The organism is Paenibacillus sepulcri, assembly GCF_042647105.1.
Lineage (GTDB): Bacteria > Bacillota > Bacilli > Paenibacillales > Paenibacillaceae > Paenibacillus_Z > Paenibacillus_Z sepulcri.
In genome coordinates this window covers 3,155,942-3,172,528 of record NZ_JBHRUP010000001.1, presented here as the reverse complement: position 1 = coordinate 3,172,528, position 16,587 = coordinate 3,155,942, and the positions used below count along the sequence as shown (strand labels likewise).

The window sequence follows — 16,587 nt, the reverse complement described above, 5'->3', positions numbered from 1 at the left end:
CAATTGCCTTGGCCAATGGTACATTTTGCACTTTCTACGAATATTTCATTCGCAAATCCTTCGCCAAACTTATTAATAGGCAGTATTGCCCCGGATGCGGTACATATGAGAGGGAATATATCCAGGGAAGAGAAGGGGATTACTCATCTGGTGCGTGACAATCAATTACCAGCCAAAGAATTAATTATGGAGAAATGTCTGGAATATTTATCAATTCATTCAGAGGTCGAATGGAAGGATTACATTTTGGGATACTTCACCCATATCTATACTGATTTGAGATGGACCGAGGCGGTTTATAGCGGCTTTGAGAACGATTACCATGGAGATAAAAATGAGATTAGGAAAATCTATAATAACGAAGTCAGCCAGATAGAATTTAATCTCTTGAGGTCAATGGACAATGTGGATAATCTCTTTTCAAGATTGACACAAGCTAAGGCGTATACAATAGAGCCTTTTGTTACTCTACTGGAAGTAAATCAATATCGGGATAATAAGTTAAATTGGCTCCAAAATAATGATAACGAGCCAAAGATAAAACCGGCATATTTTCATCCAGAGACTGTTAAGAATTTTATCAGTCAAACATCAAATGAATTGAAGGATCTATTTAAAGTTTGGGGTATCACGTTTATCGAAGAGAGCCGGATTACCAGCTAACACCATAATCACGCAGAAATTCAATTAACGTCACGAAAAGGAGTCAAGAAAGGAGAAATTATGGACGGAAACAAAATCACGTATGAATCTGTTGATGAATATATCTCAACATTCCCCTCCGAGATTCAGGCTTTGCTTGAAGCGTTAAGAAAAGTGATCCAAGAGGCGGCGCCGGACGCAAAGGAGAAGATAAGCTACCAAATGCCTACATACGCGCAGCATGGGAATTTGGTGCATTTTGCAGCATATAAGAACCATATAGGATTTTATCCGGCGCCAAGCGGCATTGTTGCATTCAAGCAGGAGTTATCGAAATACAAAGGGGCAAAAGGGTCCATACAATTCCCTTTGGATGAGCCGCTGCCTTATGAATTAATAAGCAGAATCGTTCAATTTAGAGTGGCTGAGAATATAGAAGCGGCAGCAGCCAAATTAAAAAAGCAGAGTTAGCTTCCTTTTCTGAGAAATAGGGATACGTTTATCAGATTCTCCGCGGGTCCCATTTGCCATACCCCTGCGGTCTGTGTTATTTTTAACTTACGAATAATGAAGGGGGTGAGGTAGGTGAATCACGAAATGGTTAACAACCGTATTAGCCAGCTGCCGATTGCTATGGCTGGCATTGTTCATGCATTTTCCGCGAACGGGATCAGTCTGTCCAATGAAGATTATACGTTTGAACCATTCGCGAGAAGACGCCTACCTTAACCACACGGATAGCTTTACCATCCTAAGGGTCGCGGGCTTGTTGCCGCGGCTCTTTTTGTGTATTCAAGCTGGGGTCTTCATCCAACAGGAGGCTCTTAATGATGATTATTGTTAATGTTCAACAGATAAAAAAATACCATGCGGCAAACCTGGTGCTGGACGGGATTACGCTGCAGCTCCATGAAGGTGAGAAAGTCGGTCTGATCGGCCGCAACGGGAGCGGAAAATCCACGCTGCTCCGGTTAATTTCCGGCCTTGAGCAGGCAGATGAGGGTTTGCTGACCATCCGGAAGGATTTGCAAATCGGCTATTTGCCGCAAATTCCGGCCGAGTTTGAGGAACTGACTGTATATGAAGTGCTGGCCTATGGCTATCGGGAGCTCACGGCCGCCAAGCAGGAAATGTCGGTGATGGAGCAGCAGATGTCCAGCCCGGAAGCGGCTGCCGATCCGGAAATGATGGAGCGGCTGCTCAAGATGTATGCGCTGCTTCAAGAACGGTTCGAGCAGGCTGGCGGCTATGAAATGGATACGGCCATTGATCAGGTGGCGAGCGGCCTGCAAATCGATCGAAGCCACGACCGGCGAAGGTTCGGCAGTATGTCCGGCGGAGAGAAGACCCGGATTGTTTTGGCATCCCAGCTGGTCGTCCATCCCGATCTGCTGCTGTTGGATGAGCCGACGAATCACTTGGATCTCAAGGGCATCGAATGGCTGGAACAGTTCCTTCAGCGCTATGGCGGCGCATGTGTCATCGTATCGCATGACCGTTATTTTCTTGATGCTGTAGCCACGAAAATGATCGAACTGGAGGACGGCGAAGCCCATACGTATCTCACCAACTACAGCGGGTATATGAAGGAGAAGGAAGAGAGGCTACTGCAGCAGTTCGCGCATTATCAAGAGCAGCAGAAGGTGATGAAAAAGATGAAAGAGACGATCCGCCAGCTTGAGGAATGGGGGCGTATCGGCGGAAACGAGAAATTCTTCAAACGGGCAGCCTCGATGCGAGAAGCATTGGAGCGGATGGAGGCCGTAAAGCGTCCCGTTCTGGAGCGGAAAACGGCAGACTTCGAGCTGTCTCCCCTTGATCGTTCGGGCCGTAAGGTCATCACATTCGAAGGTGTGGTGAAGCAATTCGGAGATCGGGTGATTTTGGATGGTACCGGGGGAAGTCTCCTCTACGGTGAGAAGGCCGTACTGCTTGGGGATAACGGTTCGGGGAAAACGACGCTGTTCAAGCTGCTTTTGGGCGAAGCTGAGCCGGATGCAGGCGAGATCGTGCGGGGAGCGCGTGTGGAGATCGGTTATTTGGCTCAGCAGGAGCCGCTGGGAGAGAACAAGCAGACGGTACTGGAGTTTTTTCGCACGGAGGGCGAACTGGAGGAGGGCGAAGCGCGAAATGTGCTGGCAAAATATTTGTTCTATGGCGCGGACGTCTTCAAGCCGCTGAACATGCTCTCGGGCGGTGAATGGTCCCGTCTGCGGCTGGCATTATTGGTGAGGCGGAAGCCGAACCTGCTTTTGCTGGATGAGCCGACGAATCATCTTGATGTGGCATCACGTGAAGCGCTGGAGGAAGCGCTGGAGGATTTTCCGGGAACGGTGCTGGCCATTTCCCATGACCGTTATTTTATTAACCGTCTGGCGAAGCGCGTATGGGAGCTGCATCAGGGCAGGATTACCGCGTATCTCGGTAATTATGATGATTTTAAAGAAAAGCGTGGGGAACCGCATATTCAGGAGAGCGCACCGCCGCGTGCAGAGACGCAGGGAGCCAAGACGGCATCCGCTGATCGGCAGCGGCCGGGAGCAGGAACCGTCGCAGCAAGCAGTGGCTCGTCCCGGACGGTCGAGCGGAGACGCGAGCAGCTGGAGCTTGAGATTGCTGCGCTGGAGACGGAGCTGGCCCGTACCGATGAAGAGCTGCACCATTTCGATCCCAGGGGCGATGCTGTCCTGCTTGAAGCGAGATGGCGTGAGCGGGAAGAGAGGCAATCGCAGTTGGATGAGCTTCTGGAAATATGGATGGAGCTGTCGAATTGAAGGTGCTGGTCAAGCGGGGGAGGCTCGTTGCGTCGATAGAATCGGCGAAATTTGATAAGCAGCGCTGTTGTTAGAAGCTGTTGGTGTAGGTTATACTGGTTTTCATTACTGGTGCGAAGTGATAACAATTAGTGATTGAGCCCCGGATGCCCGAATTGGACGAAGGGGCTCCACTTATGTGGGCCATATTAATGGGATGAACGATAATAGATCGGAGTGGTCATATGGCTAAGGGTAAAGGCGGAACAGGCAGAGGGACAGACCGCAAGGGCTGGACCCGATGGGACAAGAGCGCCAAGGCGAAGAGCGCCGTGAAGGTTTTTGGGAAAGGCAAAGGCAAAGGGAAACCGGCGGAAGCCGGGAAAAGTGATGGCGGTACAGGCGGGAGCGGGGCTGATGGAGCGAAGGGCAAGAGTTGATGATTAACCGTGGATAGGATAAGGCGTTGAAAATGAATATTTGATCTGGCGAGAGAAAGAAACAACCTGCAAAGATGCTTAGGATGTTTCTTTTTTGCTTTTAAACGGGCAATAAACCTTCTGGAGCTGCATAGAATCTGTTCGCATTTGAATTCCCTTTATTTAAGACTGGTTAGAGTTTAGGCTTTAGCGTTTTGAGGAGGTTGTTCGATGAATCACGTTCAGGCGACCGGTACGTTTATCAAAGTAAACGAACATATTTTCAGGACGGCAGCAGAACTGCGCTTTGGGAATGGATCGGGTAAGAAAATCAAGCTCACTATGTTGAATCCAGGCGGATCGCGGCTATCCGATGAAGAGGAATGGACAAATTTGCTTTGCCAAGACGGCTCCCCCGTTACAGGAACGATTGCCCTCGATCAAACAATGAAAGCAGTTTGCGAAATTATGTATCAGGCACTTCCCGGGTATGAAGGAGTTGTTCGCATTGAAAATCTTTTTAACCTGAGATGCGGCAATCTCGATAAAGCGCTAAAGTTATATTCAGAGCTCAAGAATAAGGGGAGTTACATCAAAGTTATTGAAACGGATCTTCATTCCATGTCGGCCGGAACTTACGTTTGCAATTGGGTTGGCTGGTCACTGAAGGAACATAGCTTGCTGAATAAAAGAAAGCGGGAGGTATTCGACTTGTTAAGCGTGGAAAAATCCGGTATTCCAAGGATTGGTAAACACCGGAATGACAATGTTGACAGTATTCATATGTGGCATGTCCGTCCGCAGTTGAAGGTACAAGCAGAAGCGTACAAAACGTTCATCGTTCCTTTATTGCAGCGTTCTTTAATTTAGCAGATTCTTGATAGGATTAACAATGGGTTCATGGGCCAAGAGGCGCCGGGACGATCACAGCTCTACCGGCAAATCATAAAGATACATCCGCAAGCAATCCGTATTCCTCTTCAGGGCATCCATCGTTTTCCGGTTGGGCACTGCAAACAGGAACGGATAATCTTCCTCGCCATATTCCGCCCGGACTGGGAAGGCCAGCTTTTCTTCCGTAATGGAAAATGCAGCATGGACGCCAGCCTTATTGCCGCGGGCGTCCAGACGAATCCATCGCTGCTGCGCCGTAAGATATACGCCGTTCAGGGCATGGATACAATACCCGGTCTCCGGCGTATCGCCAATCGTCAGCTTCTGATAGCAGAAACCTGCCGGAATCCCCTGCAGCCGGAGCAGTGCGGCCAGCAGATTCGATTTTGCGTAACAGATGCCCTCCCGGTGGAACAATACCTCCGAAGCCTTCCTGGTGATGCGGCTGCTCTGGATATCCCAGGAATGCGAGACTTCGTCCCTCACGAATTCATAAGCGGTCCTGATCCGGGAGTATTCATCCTCATCCCCGTTTGCATGCAATTTGCTGACTAATCGTTCAATCTCAGGGTGATGATAATCGACTTCTTCTGATTCCTCTACATAATGGGACAAGTATGGGGATTCTGCGATTAGCTGCAAAGGGTCTCCCTCCTGAACGGGTTAATAGGGATGCTAGCCATTCCTTCGCGAGGGTGTCCGCTCCATGGGACGCCGGCTGTCCTGAACGCCTGCCAGAACGGATTGGGCCACATCCACGAGCTTTCTTCTTTCTGCCATAGCTTGGGTGCGCATCATCTCGTAGGCCTTGGTTTCGCTCATATTATTAATGGTGCTAAGCATGATCTTGGCATTGTCTACCACCTTGCGCTCCTCGAACTTGGTAGCCAGGAAGGAATATTCCCGCTCGAGATGAAGCCGCCGTTGGTAGTTTTTGATGCTGACCAGCAGCGACCATTGAAGCTCGTTATCGTTCATGCCGCAGCAGAGCACCCCGTCGATCTTGTCATGGGGAACGGCTGTTGCAGGCTTCCTCTCCTCGCACCACCATACAAGCGGCACATTATAGTGATTATTGGCCTCATAAAGCCACTGTTTGAGCCGGCAGGCCGGGACGTCGAGCACCATGAATTCGAACCGGGTTGATTTTAATGTATCCATCGCATTTGCTTCAATAGAGGATACCCTGTAATTCAGTTCCTTCAATTTCTGATCAACCCGGCACTTGGGGGTCGGGATATCATGTACATGCAGCACTCTAGTCTTCATCGTAATCATCACCTCGGGCATAGGATAATAATAAACGAGTTATATATGTGTTAAGTATCGACCATTTTCTATAGGAATGTCAACATCGATGTAATATTATGCAGCTGGGAAAGTTTGATTCCATTAACGGCGTAATTTATATGTTAAATATGTTGACATTACCAAAAAAATCTCCTATACTAGCCATATCAAACAACTGCATATCACAAATTCCCGCCCGGTGGGGATTTGTAAAGGCAAAGAGGCCACTTCTCAAAGAAGGGCCTCTTTTTGTCTTTTATTAGAAGAAACGGCTGACGCGGTCCTCTGACTGTTAAAGCAGATTTCTTCCACACGAAAACATCAGAAGGGTGAGGCTGCATCTTAACCTTTCTGAATATTGCGAAAACAAGGATGGAGTGATGGGGATGAAGTACCGCCCGCAAATCGAGATTGGTACAGGTAAGCCGCAGTTCGCAGGGATTTATACGTTTATGCACCTGCCGCATGTTCAAACGCTGGAGAATGTAGATTACGCAGTAATTGGCGTGCCGTTCGATACGGGCGTCAGCTATGCGGTCGGCGCCCGCTTCGGTCCTTCCGCCATACGCACCATGTCGCAGCGGATTATGCCGATATCCAGGCATCATCAGATTAATACCTCCGACTATCTGTCGGGTATCGATTATGGTGATCTTAAGGTCTACCCGGCTTATATCGAACAATCCTACACGATTATTGAAGAACAGCTGAAGCCGGTCTTCGAAGCGGGAATCGTCCCGATCCTGCTTGGCGGCGACCATTCGATTTCATTGCCCCATCTGAGAGCTGCCGCTGCCGCCCATGGTCCGGTATGTCTGGTTCATTTTGACTCCCACTCGGATACGGGGCGCTCGGATACACCCGAACGGATGTGGTCGCATGGCGCGGTGTTCAGCTATGCCGTGGACGAGGGGCTGCTCGATGCCGAGCACTCCATTCAGATGGGAATGAGGGGTACGGCGTATCGGGCAGGCAATCTGGATGAAGCCCGGAAGATGGGCTTCGAGGTCATGACGACAGATGATGTGCGTGCCATCAGCATTCCGGAGCTCTGCGAGAAGGTCAAGCAGCGGGTTGGGGATCGGCCCGTATTCCTCACCTTCGACATCGACTTCCTCGATCCGGTGTATGCACCGGGAACGGGCACGCCGGAGGTTGGCGGGTTCACCACCTACGAAGCGCAGCAAATGCTGCGGGGCCTGGCAGGGATCAACTTCATTGGCTTCGATCTGGTAGAAGTGCTGCCGGACCGGGATTCCAGCAGCGTCACGGCGCTTAATGCCGCTAATATTGCGTTTGAGTTTGTCAGTCTGCTGGCAGTCAGACGGCGCCTTGAGGGGGCTTCGGGGATTCAGGAGGAAGCCCCGGCCCTATAGCAAGCGAAAGTCGAATCACATGCATGATCCAAAAAAACATAAGGGAGAGGATCCACTTGTATCGTCCTCAAATTGAAATGGGTAGACCGTTGTTCGCCGGCATTCATACTTTTATGCATTTGCCTCATATACAGACCTTGGAAAATGTAGATTTTGCAGTAATCGGCGTGCCGTTCGACACCGGCGTGAGCTATGCAGTAGGCGCCCGCTTCGGCCCTTCCTCGATCCGCACCATGTCGCAGCGGATCCGGCCGATATCGGTCGTTCATGACATTAATATTTCCGATTACCTCTCGGGTATCGACTATGGAGACCTGAAGGTGTATCCGGGGTACATTGAACAATCCTATCAAATTATAGAAGAACAGCTGACTCCTATCTTCGAAAAAGGCATTGTGCCGATCATGCTCGGCGGCGACCATTCGATCTCCTTGCCTCATCTGCGGGCGGCTGCGAAGAAGCATGGTCCGGTATGTCTGGTCCACTTTGACTCCCATTCCGATACGGGACGCTCCAAGTTCCCTGAGCGGATGTGGTCGCATGGCGCGGTATTCAGCTACGCCGTTGACGAGGGATTAATTGATGCCCAGCATTCCATCCAGATGGGCATGCGGGGAAGCACCTTCAAGGCAAGCGGGCTGGACGATGCGAGAGAGATGGGCTTCGAGGTAATGACGACCGACGATGTCCGGCAGCTCAGCATACCGGAGCTGTGCGAGAAAATTAAGCAGCGTGTGGGCGACAGGCCGGTGTTCCTGACCTTTGATATTGATTTCCTTGATCCTGTCTATGCTCCGGGTACAGGTACGCCGGAGGTCGGCGGATTCACAACCTATGAAGCGCAGCAGATGCTGCGGGGTCTGGCTGGTCTGGACTTTATCGGCTTTGATCTGGTGGAGGTGCTGCCGGATAGGGATTCGAATCAGATTACAGCCTTGAATGCGGCTAATATTGCGTTTGAGTTTGTAAGCCTCCTGGCAGTCAGGCGGCGCATGGACAGCATGACTGAACTGCAAAGCGGGATTACGGTGTAGAAGACCGGTGAAAAGCCTGGCAGCCCGCGCGTATCCGTCTTCGGGTATTCGCGGGGGCCTTCCGGATCAGGTGAGGCAGTTCACACACAAAAGGGGATAGATGGATGAGGAGACTATATAAACAATGGGCCGTGTTATCGCTATTGACTGCATTGCTGGTCACCGGCTGCAGTTCAGGCGGCAGTAAGACTGAAGGAACTGCGCCCGCCGCGGGTAATGCCGGCGGTACAGCAGCCGCAGTCAAAAACCAATTGAATATCGGGATTACCAATCCCCCGCTTATGTTCAACCCGATTGATTCGGACGGCAGCGGCTCGAGCGGAGCGGTGTTCGCGTACCGTTACTTCTTCGATTCCCTGGTCAAGACCGTCGGGCCGCTCGATTTCAAGATGATGCTGGCTGAATCCTTTGACACCAAGGACGATCAGACCTTCAGCATCGCGATTAATCCGAATGCGAACTGGACGGACGGCAAGCCGGTAACGGCTTATGACGTTGAATTTACATTGAATCTGATTGCCAATCCCGCTACCATCACGACACAGCGTTCTGCAATCTTCGCATTGGATGGACTTAATGAGAAGGGGATGCTGCCGGAAGGCCAAGAGAAGCTGAGCTCGGTTAAGGTCATTGACGACAAGCATCTGGAGATCAAGACGGCGAGTCCGGTCGATCCTAATCTGATTTATGAGCGGTTCTCCGATGTGTTAATCGTTCCGAAGCATGTATTGGAGAATGTCGATCCGGCCCAGCTGAACCAGAATCCGTTCTGGAGGAATCCGAACGTCACATCGGGCGCTTATAAATTCGTGAAATATGAGAATAAGGCTTATGTCGAGCTGGCTGCCAATGCGGATTACTACAGAGGCGCGCCGAAAATCGAGAAGGTGTTCATCAAAATTATGCCGGCAGCGAACATCGTCGCCCAGCTTCAGTCCGGCGAGCTGGATATGAACGCCGCGCAGGGAACCGGGAATATTCCGGCCGCGGAATGGAAGACGGTGAAGACCTTCGCGAACCTCAAAACAAGCGAGGAACAGACGCGGCGCTACAACTCCATCGAGATCAATACGGAGCGCTTCCCGGATAAGAAGGTCCGACAGGCGCTTGCTTACGCAATCGACCGCCAGATGATCGTGGACCAGTTAATGCCGGAAGCCGGCGAGCTTCAGGACGGTCCGTACGCGAATTCCCATCCGTATCACGACAAGAATGTGAAGAGCTACGGGTATGATCCCGAGAAAGCGAAGCAGCTGCTGGCGGAAGCGGGCTTTGATATGAAGAAGCAGATCGAGCTGATCGTGCCTACCGGCGACCGTACACGCGAAATGGCGGGAAATATCATACAGCAGAATTTGCAGGCAATCGGGCTTAAGGTGAAACAGACCAATTATGATTTTCCGACGACAGTTTCCTATCTGATCAAGGGTGAATTCGATCTGACGCTCAGCAGCTTCGGGAGCATCATGGACCCGGATGGACCCGCTACCGTCTACCGCTCGACAGCAGCTCTGAACGATATGAGATTTAAGAATGCACGGGTGGATGAGCTGTTCAATCTGGGGATGAAAGAGACGGATAAAGACACGCGCTTCAAGCTGTACTCCGAGCTGCAAAATCTGATTCAGGAAGAAGTGCCGCTTATCACGATCTATTCGGAATTTAATCTCATGGCGCTGTCTAAGGATGTTCAAGGCAAGGGTGGCGTCGTGGACGGCATGCATTATGACGTGAATGAATGGTCCCGTTAAACCAATAACGAAAACAGGGTGAGGCAAATGGGCAATCTCTTGGAAGTCAGGCAGCTTCGAACGGCCTTTCGCACGGAGGACGGGGAAGTGACCTCGGTGGATGATGTGAGCTTTTCCCTCGAGCAGGGTGAAATTCTGGGAATCGTAGGGGAATCCGGCTGCGGCAAAAGCGTGACCTCGCTGTCCATTCTGAAGCTGCTCGGACGCAACGGTTACATCAAGAGCGGATCGGTCATGTTCCAGGGCCAGGACCTTGCGGCTTTGTCCGAGAAGGAGCTGGAAGCGATCCGCGGCAAGGATATTGCGATGATCTTCCAGGATCCGATGTCTTCGCTGAATCCGGTATACACGATCGGCAATCAGCTGACGGAGTCGATCCGGCTGCATCTGGGGCTTGACCGCAAGGAAACCAGGAAGCTGGCTGTAGAGCTTCTGAAGAAAGTGGGATTCGCAAGGGCGGAGGAGCTGATGGGGCAGTATCCCCATACGCTCTCCGGCGGGATGAAGCAGCGTGTCATGATCGCCATCGCGCTGGCCTGCCGGCCCAAGTTGCTCATTGCCGACGAGCCGACAACCGCCCTGGACGTTACGATCCAGGCCCAGATTCTGGAGCTCATCAACACGATCCGCAAGGACGCGAACACTTCCATTATGCTCATCACGCATGATCTGGGAGTCGTTGCCGAGATGGCGGACAGGGTCATTGTCATGTATGCCGGCCAGGTGGTGGAGGAGGCGGATGTATTCGAGCTTTTCGACCGGCCCAAGCATCCCTACACCGTTGGATTGATGGGCTCCATTCCGCATATAGAGTTAAGCGATGAGAAGCTGAGCTCCATACCAGGAACGGTTCCTTCGCTGCGCGACATGCCGGCCGGCTGCCGTTATCAGGCGAGATGCCCGATGGCAGCCGAGAAATGCGGGGAGGCCCCGCCTCTTGTCGAGGTGAGGGAAGGACATAAGGTACGCTGTTGGTTCGCAAACGGGAAGAAGACGCATCACGACTTCAAGCAGGTCGTACAACTTTAACGGGAAAAGGGGAATTGCGATGCTGACGACGATAAGACCGGAAATGGCTTTGTCAGAGCCTCTTTTGAAGCTCGAGGGCGTGAGGAAATATTACCCCATCAAGAAGGGCGTGTTCTCAAGGACGGTTGGCCAGATCAAAGCGGTGGACGGCATCGATCTGAACATCTATCCCGGTGAAACCGTAGGGCTTGTCGGGGAGTCGGGCTGCGGCAAATCGACCCTTGGGCGGAGCATTATCAAGCTGGAGGAATTAACGGAGGGCCGCGTTCTCTATCAGGGGCAAAATCTGGCGCCCATGAGCATGTCGCAAATGCGCAGTCTGCGCACGGACATTCAAATGATCTTTCAGGACCCTTATTCATCCTTGAACCCGCGCAAACGGATTGTGGATCTGATGACCGAGCCGATGAAATTGCTGCTTGGCCTCAGTGAATCGGGCGCCGTGCGCCAGGCGGCCGAGCTCATGGAGGTTGTGGGATTGTCCGCCCAGAGCCTGGGCAAATACCCGCATGAATTCTCCGGCGGCCAGCGTCAGCGCATCGGCATCGCAAGGGCGGTGGGGCTGAAGCCGAAGCTGATTGTATGCGATGAGCCGGTATCCGCGCTTGATGTGTCCATTCAGGCGCAAATTCTGAATCTGTTGAAGGACCTGCAGAAGCAGTTCCATCTCACGTACCTGTTTATCGGCCATGGACTGGGGGCGGTTAAATATATGAGCGACCGGATTGCCGTGATGTATCTGGGGAAGATCGTCGAGCTTGCCCCGACGGAAATGATATTTAACGCGCCTAAGCATCCCTATACAAGAGCGCTGCTGGATGCCTATCCCGTGCCTGACCCGCATTCAAGAAACAAGCCGCGCATCGTTCTGGAGGGAGATGTGCCAAGTCCGGCCTCCCCGCCAAGCGGCTGCAGCTTCCACACCCGCTGCCCGATGGCTACGCAGCAGTGCAGAGAGCAGGAGCCCGCTTTGACAGGACAACAGGAGCTTGTCGCCTGCCACTATCCGCTAATGGATGATGCTGCCGTCCGGATTGCAGCTGCTGCCCATGGTTAATTATATTATCCGCCGGCTGCTGATCTCGATTCCGGTACTGCTTGGTGTTACCTTCCTGAATTTTGTCCTCATTAATATGGCGCCAGGAGACCCCGTCGACATGTATGTCAATCCGGATGTATCGGAAGCGGATAAGGAGATCCGCCGGGCGGCGCTCGGACTGAATGATCCTTTTATGCTGCGTTATGTCAAATGGCTGTGGCTGCTGGTCCACGGGGATCTCGGACATTCCTTCAGCTCGTTTCAGCCGGTCACCCAGATGATCGCCGAGCGTCTTCTGCCGACACTGATTTTGATGGGAGCATCCATCCTGTTCGGTTATTTGATCGCCATTCCGATTGGAATCTACTGCGCGGTCAAGCAGAATACAAAGTTTGATTATCTCATGTCCGCCGGTTCCTTCATGGGCGTATCGATTCCGAGCTTCTTCCTGGGGCTTGGCCTGATTTATGTATTCGGCGTCCAGCTTGGCGTGCTGCCGACCGGAGGGATGAATACCATGGGCGGAACGGGCGGCTTCTGGGATTCGCTCAAGCATCTGATTCTCCCGACGGTCACGCTTGGAACCGGCATAGCCGGGGGGATGGTCAGGTATGTCCGCTCAAGCGTCATGGAGGTGCTGGGGCAGGATTATCTCCGGACGGCAAGGGCCAAGGGAGTCAGCGCATTTAAGGTCATTAACAAGCATGCGCTCAAGAATGCCCTCATCCCCGTCATTACGATCGCAGGACTGGATATTCCGATTCTGATTGGCGGCGCCGTGATTACGGAAAGCATTTTTCAATGGAATGGAATGGGGCAGCTGACCATCCAGGCGATTTTCTCCCGCGATTTCCCGCTGCTGATGGGGGTTAATATGCTTGCGGCTCTGACGGTGCTTACCGCCAATCTATGGTCGGATGTGATGTATGCGGTCGTAGACCCGCGAATCAAATACGATTAATTCTCACGCGAAGGGAGGAAAACAAAATGACGCCTGAGCTGCAAAAGGAAATGAACGCGCCGGATTCTCTGCTCGCCTTTCTGAAGCCCGAGCCGGTCGTGTATAAGTCCGACAGTTATATGAAGCTGATTGCAAGGCGGTTCGTCCGGCATAAAATGGCCGTAGCCGGGCTTGTCGTATTCGCCCTGTTGATTCTGATCGGCATCTTCGCTCCCTGGATCGCGCCTCATGATCCCAATATAATCGGCAATGCCTTCTCTGCCGCTCCATCCGCAGCACACTTGCTCGGAACGGATCAGGTAGGACGCGATGTGCTCAGCCGTCTCATTTATGCGACGCGGGTATCTCTGACAGTGGGTGTAGTTACCGTTGCCATCTATATGGCGGTCGGGATTATTATCGGTGCGATTGCCGGCTATGTGGGCGGATGGGTGGATATGGTGATCAACCGGATCATCGATGTGTTTATGTCTTTCCCCAGCCTGATGGTCATATTGGTGCTGGTTACGGTCCTGGGTACGGGCTTGTCCAATATTATTATTGTACTCGCTTTGCTTGGTTGGCCGGCTGTAGCGAGGCTTGTCAGGGGCAGCGTGCTCTCCTTGCGGCAGACGGAATTCGTCAAGGCCGGCGTTGCGCTGGGGCTGAACACGCCGCGGCTTATCTTCGGTCATATTCTTCCGAATGCGATGGGGCCGATTCTGGTCAATGCGACGTTTGGCGCGGCAGCGGCCATTTTGTCCGAATCCTCGCTAAGCTTCCTGGGCATGGGGGTTCAGCCTCCCACTGCAAGCTGGGGCAATATGCTCAATGCCGCCCAATCCATCACGGCCCTGCAGAGCCAGCCCTGGCTGTGGATTCCGCCAGGTGTGATTATTGTGATTTCGGTGCTCTCGATCAATTTCATAGGCGACGGCATCCGCGATGCCATGGACCCGAAGAAAATCAACGCTTAATACGGGGTGAAAATAACCTTAAATTCTAAAAATGGTGGTCCAACATGAAGCCTAACCTGCTAATGTTTCAATCCTTGTCCGTCCTGCGGACATTCCCGAGAGATGCCTTGTTCTTCCTCATGGCAAGCTTCGTCAATTCGACCGGAAAGGCCATTATGTGGCCGCTCACCACCCTGTACGTGCATAATGTCATGGGCAAGTCGTACGGGGAAGCGGGTTTGATCCTGCTGTATCAGGCGCTGGCAAGTGTAGTCGGAGAATTCATCGGCGGCAATTTGTATTACCGCGTCGGGCCCAAAACGCTGATCACGGCAGCCTTCACCGTTTCCTCAGCAGCCTTGTTTACAATTGCCTTTACACATAACTGGCCTCTCTATATGGTGCTTGTCTGCCTGCTTGGCATATCCAACGGGATCTCCATGCCCTCTATGAACGCCTATGTGGGGTTCCGCTGGAAGGAGCATCGGCGCAAGCTCTATAATGTCATGTACGTGTGCAATAATTTCGGCTTATCGATCGGCGCGATGGTCGGCGGGCTGATTGCCTCGATTTCCTTCTCCTTCACCTACATGCTGACGGGAGGCACGACGTTTCTGTTCGCTGTGTTTCTGTTCTTCTTTATGAAAGAAAGCGCTCCGGCTGACCTGCTTGCCGATGCGGGAGATGGCGGTAAGCCCGGGCGGAGATCGCGTCGCGCTTCATCCGGCCCGATTGAGATGGATCGGATAAAGCTGCTCAAAAATTTCCGGATCTATTTGTTTCTGGCCTTCGGGTCGATGTTCTTCTGGCTGTCGTTCACCCAGTGGTCGACCGGAGTGGCTCCTTATATCGACCAGAAAGGGCTGGATCTGAAGTATTACAGCCTGCTCTGGACGATCAACGGCGTCGTCATCCTGGTGGGTCAGCCGCTCACCAGCTGGATCAAGAAGCATGCTGCCCCGGATATCGTGAGGCAGATGGTCATCAGCGCCATATTTACCGTGTCGGCTTTCTCGTTTGTGCTCGTCTTCCACGAATACTATATTTATCTGGTCGTCGGCATGATTCTGGCCACTTTGGGAGAAATGATGCTGCTGCCCACCATCCCGACCTTCTTCTCGGAGCGGACGGGAGCTTACGCGCCGTTCTATATGGGCTTGGCCGGAGGCTTCGCCAATCTGGGGCGTATGGTCGGTCCGCTGATGTTCGGCCATGCGTTCGATTTATGGGGAATCGTTCCGGTGTTCCTGATCGGCACCATCGCTTCCATTGCCGCGCTGCTCATGTTCTATATTCATGCGAATATGAACAAGGAGCCGGATCCATTGCCGGAGCTGGAGCTGCGCACGTCTTCGCTGTAGGGAAAATAGCCGGCATTCGCGAGCGCGCATCACTCCCGGTGCGCGCGCATGCTGCTGTATAATAATGGTCAGGCCGCTGCCTTTAGGTAAGTGCCGGCGAGGGATTATTTGACGCAAAAACAAGAGCTCAAGCCGGATTCGGCTTGAGCTCTATGTTATTTAATCAGCTGAAATAACGAATATGAATTCGCTTTCATTCAAAAAACCGCAAACCACATTCAAATCCGCACATTTACACGCTTTTTCCAGTCGATTACGATAAAGCTGAAACTAAATGACTCGGAGGGATGCGTAATGACCAAGTTAAGTTGGTACGATTTTATGACCGAGCAGGACAAAGCACATGATGAGCTTCTCGGCAAGAAAGAGCTCGCCGGATTCGGCGAGACGCCGGCATTGGTGCTGATCGACATCTATTACAGCGTGCTTGGTTTTCAGCGGCTGCCGATTATGGAGTCCGTACAGACATGGCCGATGAGCACGGGCCTCGAGGGCTGGGAAGCGGTGGACCGGACGGTCACACTGCTGGCATCGGCGCGCAAGAATGGCATTCCCGTCATTCATGTGAAGGGTCTGCATACCGGCGTCAACACCTGGTCGCGGGGCGGCAAGAAACGCCGCGATTTCTCCAAGCTGACGGAGGAAATGATGATCAAGGGACGGGAGATCGTCGAAGAGGTCAAGCCGCTGCCGGGAGAGCTTGTCATCGAGAAGGCGGCTGCGAGCGCCTTTCACGGAACGCCTCTGCTGTTTCAGCTGGTCAGCCTCGGCATCGATACGGTTATCGCCTGCGGCGAGACGACAAGCGGCTGCGTAAGAGCTTCGGTGGTAGATGGTGCCACCTACCGGTTTAAGATGGGCGTTGTGGAAGAGTGCGTGTTCGACCGGACGCAATCCTCGCATTATATGAATTTGTATGATATGCACCAGAAATATGCGGATGTCGTGGATCTTGGCTATGCCACCCAATATTTCGATACGATCGGCAGCCGGAGCGAACAAACCGTTACGGCCTGATTCGCAGTGTAAGCTTGAAGAAAGGGGCGTGCTTCATCCTTGGGCAGGATGGGTGCGTCCCTTTGGGTATTTTAGGGACTTTCAGA

Annotated in this window: 16 protein-coding genes; 14 read left to right on the top strand and 2 right to left on the bottom strand. The window is 52.4% G+C overall.

From position 1 onward, the window contains the following. Positions 1 to 3 precede the first annotated feature (3 nt). The 5 genes from ACFOLF_RS14115 to ACFOLF_RS14095 all read left to right on the top strand — a co-directional run bounded on the left by ACFOLF_RS14115 (position 4) and on the right by ACFOLF_RS14095 (position 4,684). On the top strand, positions 4 to 663 hold the full coding sequence (locus ACFOLF_RS14115) for a hypothetical protein (protein ID WP_210044746.1): 660 nt from the start codon (positions 4 to 6) through the stop codon (positions 661 to 663). Positions 664 to 723: 60 nt separating this feature from the next. Further along, positions 724 to 1,113, top strand: a complete 390-nt coding sequence (locus tag ACFOLF_RS14110; protein WP_210044745.1) for an iron chaperone — start codon at positions 724 to 726, stop codon at positions 1,111 to 1,113. A gap of 359 nt (positions 1,114 to 1,472) precedes the next feature. Beyond that, positions 1,473 to 3,416: a ribosomal protection-like ABC-F family protein gene (gene abc-f / locus ACFOLF_RS14105; protein WP_210044786.1), complete on the top strand. Its 1,944-nt coding sequence runs from the start codon at positions 1,473 to 1,475 to the stop codon at positions 3,414 to 3,416. Between the two features lie 224 nt (positions 3,417 to 3,640). After that, entirely contained in the window at positions 3,641 to 3,835 is a 195-nt protein-coding gene (locus ACFOLF_RS14100) for a DUF3934 family protein (RefSeq protein WP_210044743.1), read from the top strand. Between the two features lie 210 nt (positions 3,836 to 4,045). Then, positions 4,046 to 4,684 carry a hypothetical protein gene (locus ACFOLF_RS14095; RefSeq protein WP_210044742.1) on the top strand — a complete coding sequence of 213 codons (639 nt, stop codon included), beginning with the start codon at positions 4,046 to 4,048 and terminating at the stop codon, positions 4,682 to 4,684. Positions 4,685 to 4,738: 54 nt separating this feature from the next. Here the strand turns inward: ACFOLF_RS14095 and ACFOLF_RS14090 are convergent, their stop codons facing one another. After that, complete coding sequence (locus ACFOLF_RS14090; protein WP_210044741.1) at positions 4,739 to 5,350, bottom strand: transglutaminase-like domain-containing protein; 612 nt, start codon at positions 5,348 to 5,350, stop codon at positions 4,739 to 4,741. Between the two features lie 33 nt (positions 5,351 to 5,383). Continuing rightward, on the bottom strand, positions 5,384 to 5,977 hold the full coding sequence (locus tag ACFOLF_RS14085) for an ANTAR domain-containing response regulator (protein WP_210044740.1): 594 nt from the start codon (positions 5,975 to 5,977) through the stop codon (positions 5,384 to 5,386). A gap of 407 nt (positions 5,978 to 6,384) precedes the next feature. Here ACFOLF_RS14085 and speB (ACFOLF_RS14080) point away from each other — a divergent pair, with 407 nt between their 5' ends. The 9 genes from speB (ACFOLF_RS14080) (at position 6,385) to ACFOLF_RS14040 (ending at position 16,501) form a co-directional block, all read left to right on the top strand. Next, entirely contained in the window at positions 6,385 to 7,374 is a 990-nt protein-coding gene (gene speB, locus ACFOLF_RS14080) for an agmatinase (RefSeq protein WP_379114663.1), read from the top strand. Positions 7,375 to 7,430: 56 nt separating this feature from the next. After that, positions 7,431 to 8,408, top strand: a complete 978-nt coding sequence (speB, locus tag ACFOLF_RS14075; protein ID WP_379114661.1) for an agmatinase — start codon at positions 7,431 to 7,433, stop codon at positions 8,406 to 8,408. Between the two features lie 104 nt (positions 8,409 to 8,512). Then, complete coding sequence (locus tag ACFOLF_RS14070; RefSeq protein ID WP_210044738.1) at positions 8,513 to 10,159, top strand: ABC transporter substrate-binding protein; 1,647 nt, start codon at positions 8,513 to 8,515, stop codon at positions 10,157 to 10,159. Positions 10,160 to 10,186: 27 nt separating this feature from the next. Then, on the top strand, positions 10,187 to 11,188 hold the full coding sequence (locus ACFOLF_RS14065) for an ABC transporter ATP-binding protein (protein ID WP_210044737.1): 1,002 nt from the start codon (positions 10,187 to 10,189) through the stop codon (positions 11,186 to 11,188). Positions 11,189 to 11,207: 19 nt separating this feature from the next. Then, positions 11,208 to 12,245: an ABC transporter ATP-binding protein gene (locus tag ACFOLF_RS14060; protein ID WP_379114659.1), complete on the top strand. Its 1,038-nt coding sequence runs from the start codon at positions 11,208 to 11,210 to the stop codon at positions 12,243 to 12,245. Continuing rightward, positions 12,238 to 13,188: an ABC transporter permease gene (locus tag ACFOLF_RS14055; RefSeq protein WP_210044736.1), complete on the top strand. Its 951-nt coding sequence runs from the start codon at positions 12,238 to 12,240 to the stop codon at positions 13,186 to 13,188. Before ACFOLF_RS14060 ends, ACFOLF_RS14055 begins: the two co-directional genes overlap by 8 nt. A gap of 26 nt (positions 13,189 to 13,214) precedes the next feature. Then, a complete protein-coding gene (opp4C, locus tag ACFOLF_RS14050; protein WP_379114657.1) occupies positions 13,215 to 14,144 on the top strand; it encodes an oligopeptide ABC transporter permease in 930 nt (309 codons plus the stop codon). A 44-nt stretch (positions 14,145 to 14,188) separates the two neighbouring features. Then, positions 14,189 to 15,484 (top strand): MFS transporter, encoded by a 1,296-nt coding sequence (locus ACFOLF_RS14045; protein ID WP_210044735.1) that lies wholly within the window; start codon positions 14,189 to 14,191, stop codon positions 15,482 to 15,484. Between the two features lie 294 nt (positions 15,485 to 15,778). Beyond that, a complete protein-coding gene (locus ACFOLF_RS14040) occupies positions 15,779 to 16,501 on the top strand; it encodes an isochorismatase family protein (protein WP_210044734.1) in 723 nt (240 codons plus the stop codon). The last annotated feature ends 86 nt before the right edge of the window (positions 16,502 to 16,587 follow it).